Annotated in this window: 18 protein-coding genes and 1 pseudogene; 6 read left to right on the top strand and 13 right to left on the bottom strand. The window is 39.1% G+C overall.

Translation table 11 applies throughout. The annotated features are described in order from the left end of the window. Window positions 1-177 (top strand): annotated as a pseudogene (locus tag G519_RS52645) (glyoxalase); the annotation flags it as partial. Window positions 178-687: 510 nt separating this feature from the next. On the opposite strand, the gene G519_RS48145 reads toward G519_RS52645, so the two are convergent. The 4 genes from G519_RS48145 to G519_RS0133900 all read right to left on the bottom strand — a co-directional run bounded on the left by G519_RS48145 (window position 688) and on the right by G519_RS0133900 (window position 3,553). Continuing rightward, entirely contained in the window at window positions 688-1,308 is a 621-nt protein-coding gene (locus G519_RS48145) for a stalk domain-containing protein (protein ID WP_051253936.1), read from the bottom strand. A gap of 121 nt (window positions 1,309-1,429) precedes the next feature. Beyond that, a complete protein-coding gene (locus G519_RS53380; RefSeq protein ID WP_064743586.1) occupies window positions 1,430-1,789 on the bottom strand; it encodes a heavy-metal-associated domain-containing protein in 360 nt (119 codons plus the stop codon). Then, window positions 1,758-2,432, bottom strand: a complete 675-nt coding sequence (locus G519_RS0133905; protein ID WP_029198397.1) for a response regulator transcription factor — start codon at window positions 2,430-2,432, stop codon at window positions 1,758-1,760. Before G519_RS0133905 ends, G519_RS53380 begins: the two co-directional genes overlap by 32 nt. Next, a complete protein-coding gene (locus tag G519_RS0133900; protein ID WP_029198396.1) occupies window positions 2,429-3,553 on the bottom strand; it encodes a sensor histidine kinase in 1,125 nt (374 codons plus the stop codon). The genes G519_RS0133905 and G519_RS0133900 overlap by 4 nt, the downstream gene beginning before the upstream one ends. 104 nt (window positions 3,554-3,657) lie before the next feature. On the opposite strand from G519_RS0133900, the gene G519_RS0133895 reads away from it, so the two are divergent. Genes G519_RS0133895 through G519_RS0133885 form a run of 3 tightly spaced genes read left to right on the top strand, consistent with a single transcriptional unit; the run spans window position 3,658 to window position 5,773 of the window. Continuing rightward, on the top strand, window positions 3,658-4,230 hold the full coding sequence (locus tag G519_RS0133895; protein WP_029198395.1) for a nitroreductase family protein: 573 nt from the start codon (window positions 3,658-3,660) through the stop codon (window positions 4,228-4,230). Continuing rightward, a complete protein-coding gene (locus G519_RS0133890) occupies window positions 4,227-4,859 on the top strand; it encodes a CPBP family glutamic-type intramembrane protease (RefSeq protein ID WP_029198394.1) in 633 nt (210 codons plus the stop codon). The genes G519_RS0133895 and G519_RS0133890 overlap by 4 nt, the downstream gene beginning before the upstream one ends. A 20-nt stretch (window positions 4,860-4,879) precedes the next feature. Then, window positions 4,880-5,773, top strand: a complete 894-nt coding sequence (locus tag G519_RS0133885) for an alpha/beta hydrolase (RefSeq protein WP_051253935.1) — start codon at window positions 4,880-4,882, stop codon at window positions 5,771-5,773. Window positions 5,774-6,101: 328 nt separating this feature from the next. Here G519_RS0133885 and G519_RS45930 read toward each other — a convergent pair whose 3' ends face one another. The 7 genes from G519_RS45930 to G519_RS45925 all read right to left on the bottom strand — a co-directional run bounded on the left by G519_RS45930 (window position 6,102) and on the right by G519_RS45925 (window position 13,339). Continuing rightward, the gene (locus G519_RS45930; RefSeq protein ID WP_036634859.1) at window positions 6,102-6,581 is read right to left on the bottom strand and encodes a VanZ family protein; all 480 of its coding nucleotides are present in this window, start codon (window positions 6,579-6,581) and stop codon (window positions 6,102-6,104) included. A gap of 309 nt (window positions 6,582-6,890) precedes the next feature. After that, entirely contained in the window at window positions 6,891-8,120 is a 1,230-nt protein-coding gene (locus G519_RS0133875; RefSeq protein WP_036634857.1) for an MFS transporter, read from the bottom strand. Window positions 8,121-8,176: 56 nt separating this feature from the next. Further along, entirely contained in the window at window positions 8,177-8,608 is a 432-nt protein-coding gene (locus G519_RS0133870) for a MarR family winged helix-turn-helix transcriptional regulator (RefSeq protein ID WP_036634854.1), read from the bottom strand. A gap of 180 nt (window positions 8,609-8,788) precedes the next feature. Further along, a complete protein-coding gene (locus tag G519_RS0133865; RefSeq protein WP_029198390.1) occupies window positions 8,789-10,282 on the bottom strand; it encodes a DUF4179 domain-containing protein in 1,494 nt (497 codons plus the stop codon). After that, entirely contained in the window at window positions 10,279-10,848 is a 570-nt protein-coding gene (locus G519_RS0133860) for an RNA polymerase sigma factor (protein WP_029198389.1), read from the bottom strand. Before G519_RS0133860 ends, G519_RS0133865 begins: the two co-directional genes overlap by 4 nt. 68 nt (window positions 10,849-10,916) lie before the next feature. Further along, window positions 10,917-11,735, bottom strand: a complete 819-nt coding sequence (locus tag G519_RS0133855; protein WP_244280312.1) for a polysaccharide deacetylase family protein — start codon at window positions 11,733-11,735, stop codon at window positions 10,917-10,919. 383 nt (window positions 11,736-12,118) lie between these two features. Next, the gene (locus G519_RS45925; protein WP_051253934.1) at window positions 12,119-13,339 is read right to left on the bottom strand and encodes an MFS transporter; all 1,221 of its coding nucleotides are present in this window, start codon (window positions 13,337-13,339) and stop codon (window positions 12,119-12,121) included. A gap of 120 nt (window positions 13,340-13,459) precedes the next feature. Here G519_RS45925 and G519_RS0133845 point away from each other — a divergent pair, with 120 nt between their 5' ends. Then, window positions 13,460-15,244, top strand: coding sequence for an ABC transporter substrate-binding protein (locus tag G519_RS0133845; protein WP_029198387.1), 1,785 nt, complete (start codon window positions 13,460-13,462; stop codon window positions 15,242-15,244). 401 nt (window positions 15,245-15,645) lie between these two features. On the opposite strand, the gene G519_RS0133840 is transcribed toward G519_RS0133845, so the two are convergent. Both G519_RS0133840 and G519_RS0133835 read right to left on the bottom strand, forming a co-directional pair. After that, window positions 15,646-17,052, bottom strand: a complete 1,407-nt coding sequence (locus G519_RS0133840) for an ABC transporter substrate-binding protein (protein WP_051253933.1) — start codon at window positions 17,050-17,052, stop codon at window positions 15,646-15,648. Then, window positions 17,007-18,074, bottom strand: a complete 1,068-nt coding sequence (locus tag G519_RS0133835) for a copper amine oxidase N-terminal domain-containing protein (protein WP_029198385.1) — start codon at window positions 18,072-18,074, stop codon at window positions 17,007-17,009. The genes G519_RS0133840 and G519_RS0133835 overlap by 46 nt, the downstream gene beginning before the upstream one ends. A 601-nt stretch (window positions 18,075-18,675) precedes the next feature. On the opposite strand from G519_RS0133835, the gene G519_RS52635 reads away from it, so the two are divergent. Next, window positions 18,676-19,211 (top strand): Ltp family lipoprotein (locus G519_RS52635; RefSeq protein ID WP_029198384.1); only part of this gene is annotated, 536 nt, incomplete at its 3' end.

Below are 19,211 nucleotides of genomic sequence, written 5' to 3'. Positions count from 1 at the left end.
CCCGCCACAAAAGCACATCCCACATTTCATGTGGACGGTATCGATGAATTGCGTGAATATTTGCACCAACAAAATATCGAAGTGATTGATGATGAGGCACGAGCTGATGAAGATGTAAAACGCTTCTATCTAAATGACCCGTTTGGAAATCGCCTCGAGTTTCTTGAATGGCTATGAAAAAGCTGAAGACACTCTGTACGTACCTTCTATTTCTATGCACTTGAACCCACAGTCATATTTTCACCACCTGTTTACACTCGAAAAAATCAATTATTTGCAGTTAAGACCGTCCCAGTCAAAGGGACGGTCTTAAATTATGAGTAATAATCTTTATACTTAGCTTGCAAATGCTTATAATCCTCATCATATTTCTGTAACCTCCACATTTTGTATTTGGAAGAGTTACAGATAATCGAGCGCCTCAAGTGGCCTCTTAGATGAAATAGTCATACTGTACATTTTTACCTGACTTTTTTTAAAGCTCGAGTAAATAGAAATCAAGTTTTGCCGCGCTTAACTTTGCAAAAAATCGTTCATGGACATTTTTAGCTGATGACTTGTTGGTTTTGATTTGCAGAATTATTGAGTGTTCATCCCCCTCATGTTTTATGTATTTCCTTTATAATGTAAGCTCACTTTTCTGCGCGTTCACAAAAAAAGGCTGCTTTGCGGCAGCCGCGGAACTACCTACTTTGTTGTCGGAACAGGTAAGGGTTGAGGTGCTGGATACACATCAGTTAGTTTTACGGACTTATACCCGGCTAGATCACCTTCATAAACCGCTTCAAATGTTTTTATTTGATCCCCTGTTGTTTCGAATTTCTTTTCAAATTGCACCTTGCCTAATAACTTACCATTTTCATCATAAAACTCCAACTTCCCCCTAATAGGTGCTTGGTTGAATTCTTGGCTCCAATTGCGTGCATTAGCCATTACATCCCAATGCTGCTGTCCAACAAATATTTGACCACTTATTTTTGTGTTAGCACCCTCTTTGAGAACTTTCAAATGTCCCAATCGTATTGTGGTTTTACCATCTTTGATATCAAATCCATCATCTACCGTTATAGTCTTACTACTGTCGTCAAAGGCGACTACCGAACCTAAATTTTCACTAATATACCTTATTGGTACATATGCATGTCCTTCGTAATTTAGGGTCTTATATTCATCGTTCATCTCTTTCGCTTCGCCATTTATCACAAACTTAGCTTCAAATAGATAAGCTTGAACTACATCTAAAGCATAAGCAGTAGTTGAAGCCGTTATCACAATGCCGCAGATTAATCCAAATAAGATCTTCTTCAAAGAATTCACTACTCCCTTTTCTTATTTTTGATCCCCCCTTACTTTACATCAAAAAGTATGGATTAAAAACTGAAATTGGACTCGAAAGTTTTCACCTTTTATAAAGCCTTGTTCCCATAGATTAACCAATCAGGGTCCATGTCACCGTGATCAATGTATACAGAGACATCAGACGTTTACCTAATATCCCTATGGGGTATTGTATTTGTAAAAAGAGGCCGCCCGGTAGCGACCTCGCATTTTCATTAGAATTGGTTTCCTTTATCAAAGTCAATGTTAACTTCGTTTCGTTATATTCGACGGCCACTGACTTTGCACTCAGGTCGACTTGTCCGGAAACTTTTATTCCCTTCAAGGCATCCTCGACAGAATTAACACAGTTTTGGCAAGAAATTCCGTTTACTTGAATGTTACTTGTTGCAGTACCCCTAGAGTATGTCAAGGATATTTTAATATAAGGTAGCAATGATTCCTTTTTCATGCGCCAACTTCACTGCTTCTGCCCGATGTCGAACACCGAGTTTTCCGTAAAGGGAAGATACGTAATTCTTTATTGTTCCTTCGCTAAGATGAAGTACTGCAGCAATTTCTCCATTGGTAGCCCCTGCACATAACTTTCGCAAAATATCCAAATCTCTCGTTGTTAAGTACTCATGGCCAGTCTCTATTAGATTCTCTTTTCTTCTAATGCTGAATTGAATCTCAGGAACGTATTTTCTCCAATCCCCACCCCACAAAGCCGGATTCCATTCATCCGCGATAATTTCCCTCAAAGCTCTGGTTAAGAGATGTGGAGGAATTTCTTTCAGAAAACAAGCCTCTGCTCCGGAACCTAAAGCTTCGATTAGCCATTCATCGTGATGAAAGGTAGTCAAAACGATGATTGTCGGTTTCTCAATGATTCTTTCATCTTTTTGGATGTGTTTCATTGCAGTAACCCCCTCCATCTGAGGCATTCTTAGATCCATCAAAATGATATCTACTGGACTTTCTTTGAGCTTCGACAGCGCTTCACTTCCTGTTGCCGCTGTCCATCTAACCTCAATATCCGACTCTAACCCTAGAACGATGGCTAAGCTTTCCCGTATTAATGCTTGATCTTCCGCTATCCCTATTTGTATCACTTTGATCCCTCTCCTTCGGTGAAATAAGGAATGATGATTTGCAATATTGTTCCTTGTCCACTTGTGCTAGACAGGTTTAAGTCTCCGTTCAACATTTTTAGACGCTTTTTTATGGAGTTAATTCCGGATCCATATGTATGCAAATCTGGTTTTAAGCCTCGTCCATTATCCTTTATGATCATAACTGCAGCTTTATTGGTGCCACGCAATGAAATTGAGATTTGGTCAGCCTCTCCATGACGCACGGCATTCGTCATTGCTTCAATCCCCGAACGTGCGAGCAACTCCGGGATCACATTCGGGTTCTCAAATCGACTCCATGTCAATGGTTCAATTTCCAACAAGATGTTAATCCCGGACACCGCTTGGAACCGGGCAACCGATCGATGAAGATCATCCATCCATTGTTGAGGCGTTTGTCGGCCATCCTGCCAGTCATGAACGGCTGATCTCATTTCTTGAAGACCTTCCAATGCTGTTTCTCGCGCCCTTTTTATAAATGACATACTTTGCTCTCCTTGAGTAACGAGCGCAACATCCAGGGCCCGGACAATGGACGCCCAATGCTGCCCCATTACATCGTGAAGTTGTTCGGCGATTCGGATACGTTCCTGATCCTTACTGGACTGCTCCCTTTCAAAAGCGGTAAGTGCCAATTGACGACGCGCTTGCTCCCGCTGTTTCAGCAAGAGGCCGAGAGCGGTACTGTACAGGCCAATACCAATAAGAGAACCTAGTATAAGATACATCGAGAGATGCCCTTCAAATATGGTGATATTCAATATCGTAAGAGATATGAAGTGCATAACCAACAGAGCGATATCATCCACAATGCTTAAATGGATGCTTCCTCTCATTAAGGGTGATGCCAGCATAAATAGGATCACCCCATCTTTCACGATGATCGCCCAAAGCAAAATCAATAAAGTCTCCAGCACAACACCTAAGCGCATATGAAAGACAGTCTCACTGGGCTTCTTCCAATGATCCCAAGAATTCCAACCTGCTATGATCAAGCTAATAATCCAATTAATCCATATATTTTCTTTTCCGGTGGCTATCAAATATAAAAGTATTGCCAGATATCCGGAAGACCTCAAAACAATAAATAAAGTACGCATTTCATTCTCCTATGACTGTTTGATGACTGCGGTCAATATCGAAATGACCCTCGTGAAGTTTATAGTAAACGTAATACAATAATGACGAATGGAGAATGAAAAACATGAATGAAATTCAACTAGCAGCTGAGATCGAGGAAAGAAAAAGCATAACAAATTGGTCCAATCGCAAAATCGAGATGGAGACTTGGAATTCCTTGTTTGAAGCAGCCCGCCGAGCGCCCTCTTCCTGGAACCACCAACCTGCACGCTACATTGCCGCAAACGAAAAAGCGGACATTCAAGCTCTTTGCAATACCCTGCATCGGACGAATAGTTGGGCTGAGAAAGCGGCTGGGTTAATCATACAAGTCGCTGCTCCAGAAGATGATGATCGAATTGATGGAAAAGAATATTACTTGTATGACTGCGGTCTGGCTATGATGAGCCTTATTTATCAAGCTCAGGTATTAGGTGTTACCACAAGGCAAATGATCGGTTGGGACGAAGCTGCGGTAAAATCCCTTCTAATGATTCCAGATCGTTATCGAGTTGTTGTTATAACCGGTCTTGGCTATCCATCCGAGTCAGCTTTCTCAGAGCAAGCGGCATTATTTAAACGTCGTTTTACCGCCCAACATAAACGCTTCGACATGAAGCATCTGGTGTTTTGGAAGAAATGGGGGTATGAGGTATGATAACGATGAAGTATATGGCGCCATCCTCTAAGCTCTCTCCTATGGACGCGAATAAGTTAAAAAACCTTCGACTAAACATTGATATTATAGGTCTCACGGTTATTCGAATAACTTCTTCATATATCATAGCTTTTCCTGCTCTATTTCAGCAAATAATCTCGGTCTATAACATCATGGCTCTATTTACCATCCTAACCGTTGATCCAACACGACTTCCGGAAGCTGCCACTACCCGAATCAAGCAAAAACAAGCATGGGTCATGACGATCATTCTACTGCCTTTACTGGTCACTTCTTTTGGAGTTATCACTTGGTCATCCCATCTGTCCTTACATCCTCTAATGTTTCCATCAATCGGCGCAATGATATCCATCTGGATGGATGAGCTTTTATTCCGCAACATCCTTCAGCCTAAATTGCGTAAATTAGGATTTAATAAATATGTGGCTATTATCATGCAGAGTATAATCTATGCATCTATCTATCTAGTTTCAGGTTCTTCTGAAGGACTCGTATTGACCGCCCTCTTGTTGGGATTGATAAATGGTTGGTTTGTGTATACCTATCGCAGCCTTTGGCCACCCATGGCCATTAGTTTTATAGTTCATCTTTTAATCTTGGGCTTGTAATAGCAGTGAAGGAGGATCATATGAAGGTACGATTTCGTTATAAGTTTTTTACTTTACCTGCACTCATAGTTGTAATAATCCTTGTGATTAATGGGTTCTCTTTTAAATCCATAGCTCAAGAATTATACTCACCAAGGATTATTGATTTGAGTATTTACAGTGATTCACTACAAAAGGATCAAACGGTTGAGGTTTATTTGCCGCCTGGATATTCTAATGAAAAAACATATCCCGTATTATATTTATTACATGGAAAAGATGGCAATATGAAAAGCTGGTTTAACGGCTTTTTTGGAATAAGCGGTGCTAAAATAAACCAAACTGCAGACCGGCTAATTAAGAAACAGAGCATAAAGCCGATGATCATCGTCAGTCCTCAGATTGATAATAGTTATGGAGTAAACACTTCGATGCAAGCGCGCCATTTTAAAGATCATGATGAAGGAATGTATGAAGATTTTTTGACCAAGGAACTTGTACCCTATATAGAATCACAATTTCACACGGAAAGGAATCGCGAGGGAAGATTTATCGGCGGTATTTCTATGGGCGGATTTGCCGCTCTGCATGCAGCTATTTCTCATCCTGATCTCTTCAGCAAGGCAGGAGGTCACAGTGCCGCATTACGGTTGCAACCAGGGGATGGATCGGGAATCGATTGGCTATTTAACGGGAGAAACAGAGATCAATTAGATCCTTTGTATCAAGTCGACCATATGGTAAGTACAAATATCTCTGTTTTTCTAGATCATGGGGATCATGATCATTCGTGGTTGAGTGAAGGCAATGAAATCATGTTTCAAAGGCTTACTCAAAAAAAGGTCAAGGTTACTTATACCATTGGAAAAGGCGGTCATGATTACCGGTATTGGTCAAGCCAAACAGAGACTTATTTGAAATTTTACAGCTCCTAGCAAAACAAATATCTTCCATTCTTAATTGTAAACAATGAAGGTGTTTTTGAGAACCTTACAGCAACTAGCCCCTTTAGTTCAGCAGGGAAACAAACCATACTTGGCAAGGGTCATTTTTGAGAAAACTTCACCCACTGAAACAACAATCGCCCTTTACTTTGCTTTCATGGCAAGGTGAAGGGCGATCTTTTTTATGTTCTTTACAGTTGCGGTCATCAACGCTTGTTCTTGGGCATTTGCCCGGCCGCGCAACCGGCAATAGCGAAGTCCGTGGAGCTTTTAAGCATCCGCCATTATTTAACAAACGTTGCCCGTTTCTTAGTAATAATCATCTTTTTGCAAAGTGATGCAATATATTCATTTTTTCTAACAAAAAGAAAGCTATAAATCCTAATATTGCTCCAAAAATATTTAAAATTATATCATCAACGTCGAAGGATCCCAATAATGCAAATAATTGAACAAATTCAATTAACAAGCTAGTTGCAAGTGCTATACAAAATAATGGACCTACTTTCAGTTTACTAAAGAATAATGGAAATAAAAAACCGAAAGGAACAAAAATAACCACGTTACCTATTATATTTTTTGCACTATTTACCAAATATTCTGCTTCTAAAAACAATCTTATAGTTTTAAAAGGAATGAAATTGCTATTTTTAATAAGATTTTCCCAAGTATAGTCCATAGAGAAATGTCTTTTGATATCTCTTAGAGAATATTTGAAAAGAGTCACCTTTATTAATAAAAAAGAGTATAAAAAAATTACGAATCTCATGATTAAGTAAATAATTAAATTTTTTTTCATATCCCCTATTCCCCATTACCATTTTTGGTGTTAAAGTATTTTTGCTTTTGAACTCTAATAGGTTACTTGTACAACCTTTTAGAAATTTCGATTCATGCAACCGATTCAATCGTATATTTCCCCTTTATCGTAAGTGCTTGGCCTCGCAACGATGCTCTAAGCATAGCTTCGCTTGTATCTGAGACCGATCAAAAAGGCTCAAACATGACCTGTTGGAAGGTAGTAGGACTAGATCCCCAAAGCCTCAAACCAGCTGCCGCGATCTAAATTTAAGAGAAAATATTAGGTGGTTTTATCTTAGTACAAGCCTTATAATACTTTACTGAGAACTTCTGGTGGGTTTCCTGAAGTATTTTCAGTAATTATAATCTTTCTGATAACAGGAAGTACTAGTGTAGCTGAAACAGCACACAAAACCCCAAGTGCGAGAAATGTGAAGTCTACAAGAATTAAAGAAGCACTACCCGAAGCAATGGTCATACCTAGGTACATCGCTGAACTGTTTAATGACATCACTGTTCCTCTTACTTTAGGGCTTAATTGTGAAATCAAAGTCGTAAGCGAAGATTGCCCAACCCCAATAGATGTACTCCATAGCACGTGCATTAGAACTGTTAAGACAAGATTTACTGTTAATGATGAAAAAATTAGAACAAATACGGCAGATAAGAGACTGGCAAAATAAACTACCTTCTTCTTTCCGATTTTATCTGACCATTTTCCGCCAAGAATGTTTCCAATTACACTAGCAAGCCCTGCAATAAATATTACAATGCCTATTCCACCGGCACTGAGGTTAAATTTTTCATTATAAAATACTCCTATGTATGCAAACATGGTATGTAGCCCAATAGTCCATAGCAATGTTGTAAGCAGAGCATATAGAACAGAGGGATTTGTGAAGGCTGTTTTAAATTGCCCAAAGTATGTTTTAATAGGTGAAACAGAAATCTGGTTTTGAGGTCGTGTTTTGGGTAAACCAATTAAGGTAATAAAAAAAACCAGAAATGCAATAAAACCAATTACCCTAAAGGTCATTTGCCAATTAACTAATTCTGATATAAATGCTCCAATGGGTACTCCTAATACGGTGGATCCAATCATTGCCCCCATAACCTTACCCATAGCCTTCCCTCTTTCCTTATCAGAGAATTTATCTCCAACTAAGGCAAAGATACTTGGCATAACAATAGCTCCTGATATTCCTGTCACAGCTCTAAAGACCAAAATGGTATCGAAGTCATTAGAAATGCCAGTAAAAAAGGTTCCTATGGAAAAGATCAACATTCCTGTTACGATCATTGATTTTCTTCCTACCTTATCTGAAATAGGACCGAATAATGGAGCAGTTAACCCATAAAACAATGCATATGCAGTGATAAGTAAGCCACCTTGTTCCAAAGAAGTATTTGTTAAATTTAAAATCTGTGGAATTAAGGGTGATACTACTAATGAATCAAGACCGATAAAAAATGAACATAAAGATAATATGGTTAGCAAACCTCTACCTCCACCATAATTCTGAACTGTTTCATTCATAAAATAAAAGCTCCCTTCATTATTTCATATATGAAATATTTGATTAAAACAAAGCCTTACTTTTGTGTAAGGTTTTGTTTTAATTTGCTTAGCAAATACTCTAGATTTTGTTGTTCTTCTTCTGTAAGATGACCATAAGATTCTTTTAAAAACTGTTCATAAACTGGTTCTAAAGTTCGACTAACATTTTCCCCTTTTTTTGTTAAATAAACTAAGGTTTCGCGATAGTCTTGGGGATTTTTAATGCTTTTTACTAAATCATCACGCATCATTCGTTGAAGCATAGTTGTCATATTACTTGGAACACAACCAACTTTCTGGACCAATTCTTTAATGCTTATCATTTTTTTTTCTGGAATACTTTTAAGAACACCAAATTGAACAAGTGTTATTCCATAATTGTCCATATATTTGTCTAATGTCCTTTGGGAAAGTTCGTAAACATCACGAATTTCTAAATACAATCTCCTTAATTCTTCATTAACCATTCTAATCACCTATATTTCATATATGAAATAATTATATACACATATAAGTTATTGTCAATATATTTTTTTCGGCATTCTTAGGTGATAAATACTAGGTACGCAATGACTATAATCAACAATGGTACTGGTACATTTGTGTGCCTCAGCAGTATTGACATTCAAAGCCTGGCTGTCTCATTGCTATTTAATAGGCACAACCACTTTCTTGTTCAGCAATACACTGTCCATATAACGTCTAAGAGTCAACTGGTACTCCTCTTGTTTTGGCGCATAAATGTACAGCTCATCTTCCACTCCATTTTGGAATGCCTGCTCTTTAAACATGTTTTGGCGAACTTCGTCACGATAATAACTTTGCAAATTTGAATCGTTCGCTATTTTCATATTATAGCCGTCAACTTGAACTAGTATGTTTTGCGTATCTTCAACCGTGACCTTATTCTGCTTCATCTTCAAATGCAGGAATCCATTTTCATACTGCGCAGATTCGATCGTAATGGACCTGTCTTTGTAGGGAACAGTTAAAGGAAACTTCTCATTCAGTGACAAGGAAAATTGCGCACTCGGTTTTTCTTCTGAAACGATCACCTTTGGCAAATGTAACTGCAGTGTTTTCACATTTTTATCAAAATAAGGCGAAGAAGCGAAAGGTATGACGGATGTACCTTTGTCTTTTTCCATATGATCCAAGTCCCACAAATAATGATAAACAGTGCCCCGATCATCGATAAAGTATGGCGCTTCGTTTTTCCAAGGAACTTCCACGGAAATGCCAGGCTTTCCTGTTAAGAATGCCTTTAGACCTGTCGGGGATATCTGTATCTGCTTTAATATCAATTCCTTGAGATCCGGATCATTCGGCTCCACCATGATGGGAGCATTCACATCAACCTTCCTGTCTTTAAGCAGATTCGCCTTATCAAACGGAATGGAGGCGCTAATGATCGTTTCAGTTCTGGATTCCATTTCTTTCACATGATCTATGCGCTCAAGCCGCACGAACAGCTCCTTCGGATTATGGGTCAGAAACAACTTAGCCTGCTCTTCTTCCAAATTGATTTGGTAAGCGAGTTCCATGACTTCGCTGTTATTGTCGACAAGCTTGCCCGAATCACGCTCTGTTTCTGTAGCAAATGTCGGACTCAACCCTTCAACTTTGGCGATCATTTGATACGGGTACATATATTTTTCCAAATGGTTAGAACGAATCAACACACGAAATGACATGCGTTCTTCTGTCATGTATATGTCAGTGATCGTAAATGTCGCACCGTCTTGTACCAAAGTAACGGGTTCAATCGGAACATATCCGTTTTGTAAGGCGTTTTGGACACCATCGATTTCCCGTACATTAGAAAGCCAGCTGCCAGTGATGGCCTGAAGGATAGGAATATCTTTCACCCAGGATGCAAAGGCAGGTGAAAGATTCACACTGACAGATAAAGTGATGAACAAAATCACGGATGCAGCCAAACTTTTGAAAAGCACAGGCCTGGATTCAAGCCAAAAGCGCTTCGCCAGGCTAGTATTCGAGATAAGCTCCACGTTATTCGCAAATTCACCTTTCTCAAACCGTTCTGGCAATTCAGAGGCAAATTGATACAATGATTCTGGAACGTGAATTTGATCAAAGGATCGTTCTAAATCCAATTTCAGAGCATCTTCACTCTTCATATTAAAATCCCCTTTGTCTGTAGATGTGATAATTCGAGCATATTGCTTAACTTTAGCCTGGCATGATACAGCCTGGATTTAACCGTTCCTTCTTTGATGTCCAGCAACGTGGCGATTTCGTCAATTTTCAATTCCTGAAAATAATACAGGCCCACAACGACCCTCTGTGGGAGCTCCAAAGCCATCACGGATTCAATAAGCCGTTGGGATTGTTCCTTCCTCAGGATATCTCCCAAGGGAGAGTTTGAGTTGTCTTCAATTTCTAATTCATTAATGTCTACAGTGTACTTGTAGTTTTGTTCTTTCCTCACAATATCTAGCGACCGATTTGAAATAACGCGGTTAAACCATCCCCGAAAATTATGGATTTCTTTACCGCTCATAATCATTGAATAAGATTCAATAAGCGAATTCTGCACGGCTTCCTCAGCCAATTGCTTTGAGCTTAAAATAGCTAGAGCAGACCGATAGGCCTTTGCAATTAATGGATTAACCAAATTTCGGAAGGCTTCTTTATCGCCTCGTCGTATCTCATCCATTAATTCCCCTTCTGTTTCTAGATCCATATTGTTCACTCCCCCTTGTGTTCACATTCTATTTGCATAAGGAATCGACATTTGGTTTAAAAATTTGTCTACTTTTCAAAAAAAGTTTTCATTCGATCCCAAAGAAAGTCCGCAGAGACATATGCTTCTCCGGCATTAATCCGTTTGACAATCCGGCTCCCGGATGCATTGATGCCTTCCTCCACCGTGAAAAAAAGCCTCATGCCCGCCCTATTCCCTTCTTCCAAAACGATATCATCATAGACCCCATAAGGAAATGCCAATAATTTCTGCTGTTCGCCGATTTCATCTTCAAATCGTTTCTGGAGGAACATCAAGTCGCTAAAGATCCGTTTCCGATATTCCTGTTCATTTTCAGATCTTTGTTTTTGCTCCAAGTACATTCCTGACATCAAAGCCGGTTTTTGAGAACCGGTTGTAGTTGAATGGACTGTTCGATGCTGATTGTAAGTATGGTTGTAAAAACCCATGCCAGATGCTTTCATTTCACGCATTTGCTCCCAGTTCAAATGCAGCTCAGCATCTGGGTTAAATAAATCAGATGAAATCCCCACCACAAAATTTGACGCTGTCACTCCGTTTCGTGTCAATATAGGATATGCCTCGGTATAAAAAGATTCGTACCCATCATCGAAAGTAAGAACTACAGCATTAGGCGGAATATCTTTGCCATTCAGCATAAATTCCACGAACTGACCCATTGAAAGGACGTGGAACCCGCGGTTCTTCAATAGCCGCAAGTGGTCTTCGAGTTGATTGGAACTTACTGTTGATGGGTTGGAGGCCCCCACTTTCAAATTCTTCTGTACATCATGATATAACAAAACCATCACTTTATCTTTATAGTATACTTCTTTTGATGATTCCTTCTTCCAATCCAAACTCATGGTCATCCCCATTGTTCCCAATAGAAGTAAGGCGTTTAAAAAAAGAATTAATTTTCTCATAACCTAAGACCTTTCATGCCTTTGATACGCGCGTTCACTTTATAGGCGTATTGAAAGTGATTATGGTTCAATTATTATAGCTGTGGATGAACAAATTTGCTGGAAGCCAATTGCTCCAGAAGTTGGCTTCCTTTTTATAAAAATTGTGTTGTTCCTATGTTCAGCAATCAATCAAAATCTTAGCGTTGTTCACGGGATCACCGCTCCCAGTTGTTTGCAGTATTGGAAAATGTCCAGATATTTCGTTTTATCTACATTTTCAATAAACCTTTTCAAAACTACAGGTACTTACAGATACTTAGGTTTAGTTTTTTTCTTATATTCTACGATAGTTTCCATATATGGGTTTTAAGAAGAATGATAAAAATGAGAAGGTTCCAAATACTTGCTGTGATAAAAATTGACGATGTTCCCCACCATACAATAATCCAACCCGAGAGGTACATTGCGATCGGCATCCCGATTCGAAAAAGCATTCCAGTAATGCCAGCAATTCGGCCAATGATATGTGAAGGGGATTGTTCTTGGCGGAAAGTATATACAGAAATACTATGTAAAGCAGTAGCAAAACCCATAAGAAACATTGAGATCAGTAATGAGACGGTATTAGAGATAAAGAACAAGATCATATAGGAGATTCCACTTAGCAATACGGAAACGCCGTTGAGTCTTCCAAGTCCATAACGAGACCGTAATTTGTTTATGATCAAACTTCCAAGTAATCCGCCTATACCGGAGGCAGAGAACACGCCAGCAAGTACAAAAGAGGGAAGTTTTAAAATGTCCTTTGCAAAGAAAATAACAGTGGTATTGATAACTGTCATTGTGCAATTTAAAAAAATTACCGAAATCGTAATGCCCCACAAAATGTTATTAGAGCGAAAGTAACTCCAGGCTTCCTTGATGTCGATGCGGAAATTCAACTTGCTCTGAGGCGGATTAGTCTCTGAACTACCTAAGCGTTTGAGAAGAAATAGGCATATTAAATAACAAAAAGCAGTTATCATAATCCCGTCCGACATATCTGCCAATAAGAGAATAATACTTGTTATTGCTGGTCCCATGATACTAACAAAAGTATCAATGAAAGAGAATTTTGCGTTAGCACTGGTTAATTGGCTTGACGGTACACTCAACTTGGTTAAGCTAACTTGAGAATTAAAAAAACCATAATTGAAGGACATCAATAAAAAACCAATCACATAATACAAATACATTACATGAATTTGAGCTTTAAAGAGGTAAGTGAGTATGAAGAGAAGGACAGCTTGGCACCCTACCATCAACATTGCCCAATTCTTCTTGTTCACTCGATCTACTATGACGCCAATAAAAATAGCTAAACAGAAATTCGGTAGCAATTCTGCTGTTCGCATAGATGTCGCGGATACAAAAGAACGAGTAATTTCATACATCATAAGTGGAAGAACGATCTCATAGATTTTATTCCCAATCGTCAGCAAAAAAACACTTGATAAAAGAAACGTGAATGATCGATTTTTCCATACTTCCAGCTTTGCGGCAGTCGGAACATTTACAGACATTAGAGGCACCTCCAACAATGGTCTTTCCCCATTATATTCTTCAATCGTGCGTGGTAAAATGGGAAGAAACATGTTTGAATTTCGACTTTTATGAAATTCAAAATGGTTACGGAGGACCTTATGCATCTGGTACATAACTACTTAGAAATATCTAATGCTTATTCCCGTATTAAAAAAGGACAGCCATTTAAAGTTACAATGTCCGAACTATCGAATATTCTTAACTGCACAGCGCGTAATACGAAGATTATTATTTCCAAAATGGTCGAGCACAATTGGGTACATTTTGTTTCTGGACTTGGTAGGGGGAATTCATCCGAATTGACTCTCCTTTTGGATTACGAGGTTACACTCCAGCATGAAGTCCAAGAACTAGTAAAGTCCGGACAACTGGAACAGGCGTTTAATTTAATTAGGAGATTTGGCGAGGGAAGTTCTTTCAATAGAGATAAGTTTGTCAGCTGGTTGTCTCAGTATTTCGGGTACTATGTCGATGACCGTCATGATGCTTACACGGAAACACTTAGACTGCCTATTTTTCGCGACATCAATACACTTGATCCCGCTAATTCCGTTTACGCCCTTGATGTTCATATGATCTCTCAAATATTTAATACATTAACTAGTTATGATGATGAAACTAAAGAGATTCGTGATTGCATTGCCCATCAATGGAGATCCAATGAAGATGCGACATGTTGGACTTTTTATTTGCGTAAGGGTGTATTATTTCATAATGGTCGGGAGCTAGTTGCGGAAGACGTTAAATATACTCTTGTTCGCCTTGCAGCCCCCCAGCATAAGCAACACTGGGCTGCCCAAGATATCAGGGAGATCATCGTTAAGTCTAGGTACTGTGTAGTAGTTAAACTGAAAAGACCTAATTATATATTCTTGCACTATTTAAGCCTACCGTTTGCATCTATCACGCCACGTGAAATGTTTGAGCCATTCCAGAATACTGTTCTTTCTGCTATTGGTACAGGTCCCTATAGAGTAACCAAGAGATCATCGGAAATTTGTATCCTCGAGGCCTTCGATCATTATTTTCAGGGACGTTCATTTATTGATCGCGTTGAGATTATCAGGGTTCCAGATAATGAAGAGCTTGTACTTAACACGGCATCGGACATTATATTGGTTCATACAGGTGAGCAAACTCCATCGGAAGAAAATAAATCCCTCAAGCAGACCGAGGACCTGACAATTACCGGATGTTCCGTATTGACCATTAACAGTAATAAGGGAGGGATCTTGTCGGATTTATCGTTTCGTAAGGCCCTCTATCATTCAATTGATCGTCATAGTATGCAAGAAGCGCTCGGATTGCCAAGGATGTACCCTGCTCACCAGTTAACATTGAGTGCTAGTACCGAATGGGATAAGGAATATAATTTACCCTATGCATTAGACTGCTTACGGAAGTCGTCATATGGAGGGGAACTGCTGCATCTCTTCACTTATAGGAAGCATGCCCCCGATGCAATCTGGTTAGCTAGCCAATATAAAAGTATTGGGATCAGTCTTGAAGTTACAATTGTAGATTGGATGGACATGTTTTTAAATGAAAACATTAATAGGGCAGATCTCATTTTATTTGAAACTGTCCATAACGATAGAATTATTTCTATTTTTGAGAATCTCGAATCTCCGTTTATCAGAACCCACATTAGTGAAAAGCTATCTGGAATTTTGGATAGTGGAATAACTAAGTTGATCGCTCAGCCTATAAAAAAAATGCAAGAAAAAGTTCTATCAGATCTAGAAGACGAGTTAAAGGAAGAGTATGCGTTTATTTACTTAGTGTACAAAAGTATAAGCAGTTCTTTTCACCCTACATTACGTAATGCGAAATTAAATTCTCAAGGTTGGATAGATTTCCGAAACGTATGGTTTGAAACATAATCATTTTTTGTATATTGTTCAATATTATCTTCTCTGTTCCGTTAGTCTACCGCAGTGCATCACGATTTTGGTTTGTTCACCAAATTAAAATAGCACCATCCTCTGAGAATTCAATATTTCACTCAGCGGACGGTGCTTATATGTTCCAACCTTTTTCTCTGACTCCTTTTATCTGATTATTAAATCAGGTTAATTGACAAATGAATAAGCACTGCAGCTTCTTCACGTGTATCAGTTTAAAGCAATGATAATTATATCACCATTCTTTTTTTCCACAGCCTAAGATCGCCCTTTCCGACGATCTTTTTGAATATAGGAATCTTGGATTTGTGTTTTTAAATTTTTTCTAGCTATTGCATCGACAGACATACAGGGTCCATTTAATTCAAGAGGCGGATCCGCTATTTTGTCCCTATTCCTGTATCGCCTTTCATTTTCGCTTGATTTAACATATCCTGCCCTTTTTGCTGTAACGTTACTAGTACTTGATCGACAGTCTTACTACCATTTATGGCATGCTTGATTTCCTGATTAAACATCTCCTCAAAAGGGTTATAAAAACTCAATGGAATTTGGTGCGTATCGTTATATAAGGATTGGTTGCTCGGCCTTAACTTATAAAATGCCTCTAAATGCTTCCCATCAACGTTTTTTAAGTAGCCCGTTCTAACCGGAAAACCACCTTGATAGGCTTTCGCATTCCATTTTGCAAAATCATCACTACCAATAAATTTTACGAATTCCCATGCTGCCCGGGCATTGGTAGACTTTTGATTTATTGCAAACACTTCATAAATGTTAATAGAGTTGGTGATCTCACGATTTTTCGGATCTACAGGTACTGTTACGACGTCCCAGCTGGGGGCGGTCTGCTTGTTTTCTTTTAACCGTTCCATGAGGTTAGTACTATCGATCATCATGGCCACTTTGCTGGAAAGGAACAACCCATAAGCCCCACCCACTCGTTCCAATTCGGTCATCGGCCGGTAAACTGATCCTGATTTCCAAGCATCGATGGCAAGTTCAAAAATTGGTTTCCAAGAATCGTTATCGGCGATATTTACTCTCAAATTGTCTGAATCAACCAAGGATAACCCTCTAGTCTCAGCCATTGCTTTCACAAGCTCCAACGGACGCCCGTAATATCCCGGATAAAAACCATACACTTTTTCCGCATCGGCCGGAAAACGCTTGGAAAGTCTTATCACATCATCCCAGCTCATCTGGTCATTTGGAACTGGAACGCCGTACTTGTCGAATAGATCTTTGTTATAGAACAAAGCACTGCTGAAAAACGTGTGTGGCAACCCATATAATTTTCCACCTCCTTTGGCCCTCAACAGATCGGTAACCGCGGGAAGCATTCCGGAAATGTCATTACGATCCTGAGCAATAAAGGAATCCAATTCGTACAACTTGCCGTCGTTTGCATATGACTCAAATACATCCATACCTAATATAATAACATCCGGTGTTTGCTCTTCCACGAGCCGATTGGTTTCTTTTATAGCATCTTTATCCGGTGCAATGATGTCTCTAGTAGCAATCACCTGTATGTCGATATTTGGGTACTTAGCATTAAATAAATTACCGTACTTCGAAAAAAATAATTCTTCACTTTCATACATCAGCTTGATCGTCGTTTTATCGTTCTTACCCAAAGGTTTCAACACTTGCTTGCTATCCGATGGTTTGCTTCCCTCGCAGCCTGCTAACATGCATACTGCAAGCACGGAGGACAGTAAAATACTAACCACTTTCTTCATGGCGTCATCAAAATGACAATCGTATTTAATTCTTGCTCCCATTTCACTTTGGCTCCAAATGCTTCACTGACAAAACGAATTGGTACCATCGTATAGCCATTTTGAATTTGCGCTGGAGATTCTAACGTTTTGTTCGATCCGTTTACAGTAGCGGTTTTGCTTCCGATTTTCAGTTGAATTGCCACGCCTCCTTTTTTAGCTGTTATGGATTGTTCCTTGTCATTCCATTCCACTATTGCTCCAAATTTTTCAAAAATGGCTCTAAGTGGTACGAGAGTACTTCCATCCATAATAATAGGTGGTTGTTCGAAGGACTGTTGTTCGCCGTCTATGATGACTTTAATTTCGTTGTCCTCTGCTTTTGCTTCATCGAGATTGAACAAGCTGTTTTGGAAATTCAACGAAACTTCTAGTTTAGTTACCATAGTCTCTGATATATCACCATGGAATTTATCTATTTCTCGTAGTATTAGACCTGTTTCTTTATCAAACCAAAGTTCCATATCTGCGCTTTCGATATTGATTGTTGCTGGTTTGCCATTCTTATCGGTGTACTGCCTACTTTCCTTTTTACCTTTACCAGCTAAGTGATACACCTTTCGGCCACTGACAATGTCTTCCCCTATAAAAACAGCATCGGTTTCTTGAAATCTGCTCAACACAGCCTGTGAAGCTTTGACGAAACTCATGTCATTATTCTGTTCGGCATACGTGATAACCTCCCCCGTAACAAAATCATGAGAAACTGCTTTACCTTCCTTTCCGATATAAAGTTGAATCTTTTTGCCGTTAACGATTGATTCAGATCGAAAACGGCCATTGGGAGTGTCATCCCAAACCTTGTCGAATCGAACGAGATTCTCCGCATTCTCGGAACCGGGAGTGAAGGAAAAGGTCGATTCATAGTAGACTGATACTGGTTCCTTGCTCTGTAACTCCTTCACAACATTCAATGCTTTTGCGTCAGATTCGGCAGCTGCAGCGAATGCCAATGACGGAATAGAAAAAAGGACATTGGTGAGTACGATGAGACATAATCCGGTAGCTTTCATTTCTTTTAACATAAAATCATCCTCCATCTAGAGATCACTTTCACTATATAAGGCGATTACAAAACTCGCTAGGTTCACGCTAGCTAATATTTTTTTGGTTATTGCGCCATTCTTGAATCATACGGATGTTTTTTAGGATACCGACGGACTTAATTTACCGTGTGAGTGATGTCAAAATGCTGATGAAGAAAAATTTTTCTAATCCTCCGAAGTTCCCCAAAGAAATTTTTTTTTATTGTTTTTGTTAAATCAACTGAATACAGCTTTAATTGGTCCCAACAATGTCTCAAATCAAAGAAAAAAGGAGTAGCTAGTATGCTCCTCCTATAATCACAAATAAATAATGAGTTTTTTATATTAGAAAGACTCGTTACTTAACTTCCCAAGTTACGTTCCAGTAGCGTAGCGCAGCACTTTGATTTTAGTAACTGTGTGGCGATATTTCTAAACTAGAGAACTTAAGACACACCTAGGATGGCTAGTTAAATTAGAGGGGTTTTTTACATGTAATTTCCAATATACACCAAGAGAGATATTTGATAAGCTATTACTTGGTTTAGATCCAAATGACGGGAATTGAACAACATTATACAAAAAAGGGGATAACACAACCATGCTTTCATTCTTAATAGTCATTCTTACCTTTGCCACAATCTATGCTTTCATTTCCATTATTAAGCCATCTGCTATGCTGAAGTTCCTCAGTCCAAAAATTAAACGCAAGCATGCGGCAGGGATTGCCGTGGGTATGGTCATTTTAACTGGCTTTGTTTCTAGTTTTAACGCCGATAAGACACAACAAACTGTAGCGGCCCCCGTTAAAGCTTCCGCTACCCCTACTGCTACCCCTACTGCTACAATGACACCTGAGCAAATAGCGGCCAAAGATAAAGCAGACGCTGATGCGAAGGCCAAAGCTGATGCTGACGCTAAAGCTAAAGCTGATGCTGACGCTAAAGCTAAAGCCGATGCTGACGCTAAAGCTAAAGCTAAAGCTGATGCTGACGCTAAAGCAAAGGCAGACGCTAATGTTCCTAATGAATATAAGTCTGCATTAAAAAAAGCTGAATCATACGCAAAAACAATGAACATGTCTAAAAGTGCTATTAATGATCAATTAACTTCAGATTATGGTGAAAAGTTCTCTCA

Source organism: Paenibacillus alginolyticus DSM 5050 = NBRC 15375, from assembly GCF_000422905.1.
Classification (GTDB): domain Bacteria; phylum Bacillota; class Bacilli; order Paenibacillales; family NBRC-103111; genus Paenibacillus_E; species Paenibacillus_E alginolyticus.
The sequence above is the reverse complement of the archived record's forward strand: the minus strand, read 5'-3'. Positions and strand labels throughout refer to the sequence as shown.

Coding starts and splice junctions, on each gene's coding strand:
- G519_RS53380 (WP_064743586.1), bottom strand. CDS start 1,789: ATGAAAAAGGAATCATTGCTACCTTATATTAAAATATCCTTGACATAC.
- G519_RS0133900 (WP_029198396.1), bottom strand. CDS start 3,553: ATGCGTACTTTATTTATTGTTTTGAGGTCTTCCGGATATCTGGCAATA.
- G519_RS0133895 (WP_029198395.1), top strand. CDS start 3,658: ATGAATGAAATTCAACTAGCAGCTGAGATCGAGGAAAGAAAAAGCATA.
- G519_RS0133890 (WP_029198394.1), top strand. CDS start 4,227: ATGATAACGATGAAGTATATGGCGCCATCCTCTAAGCTCTCTCCTATG.
- G519_RS0133885 (WP_051253935.1), top strand. CDS start 4,880: ATGAAGGTACGATTTCGTTATAAGTTTTTTACTTTACCTGCACTCATA.
- G519_RS45930 (WP_036634859.1), bottom strand. CDS start 6,581: ATGAAAAAAAATTTAATTATTTACTTAATCATGAGATTCGTAATTTTT.
- G519_RS0133875 (WP_036634857.1), bottom strand. CDS start 8,120: ATGAATGAAACAGTTCAGAATTATGGTGGAGGTAGAGGTTTGCTAACC.
- G519_RS0133870 (WP_036634854.1), bottom strand. CDS start 8,608: ATGGTTAATGAAGAATTAAGGAGATTGTATTTAGAAATTCGTGATGTT.
- G519_RS0133865 (WP_029198390.1), bottom strand. CDS start 10,282: ATGAAGAGTGAAGATGCTCTGAAATTGGATTTAGAACGATCCTTTGAT.
- G519_RS0133860 (WP_029198389.1), bottom strand. CDS start 10,848: ATGGATCTAGAAACAGAAGGGGAATTAATGGATGAGATACGACGAGGC.
- G519_RS0133855 (WP_244280312.1), bottom strand. CDS start 11,735: ATGAGTTTGGATTGGAAGAAGGAATCATCAAAAGAAGTATACTATAAA.
- G519_RS45925 (WP_051253934.1), bottom strand. CDS start 13,339: ATGTCTGTAAATGTTCCGACTGCCGCAAAGCTGGAAGTATGGAAAAAT.
- G519_RS0133845 (WP_029198387.1), top strand. CDS start 13,460: ATGCATCTGGTACATAACTACTTAGAAATATCTAATGCTTATTCCCGT.
- G519_RS0133840 (WP_051253933.1), bottom strand. CDS start 17,052: ATGGGAGCAAGAATTAAATACGATTGTCATTTTGATGACGCCATGAAG.
- G519_RS0133835 (WP_029198385.1), bottom strand. CDS start 18,074: ATGTTAAAAGAAATGAAAGCTACCGGATTATGTCTCATCGTACTCACC.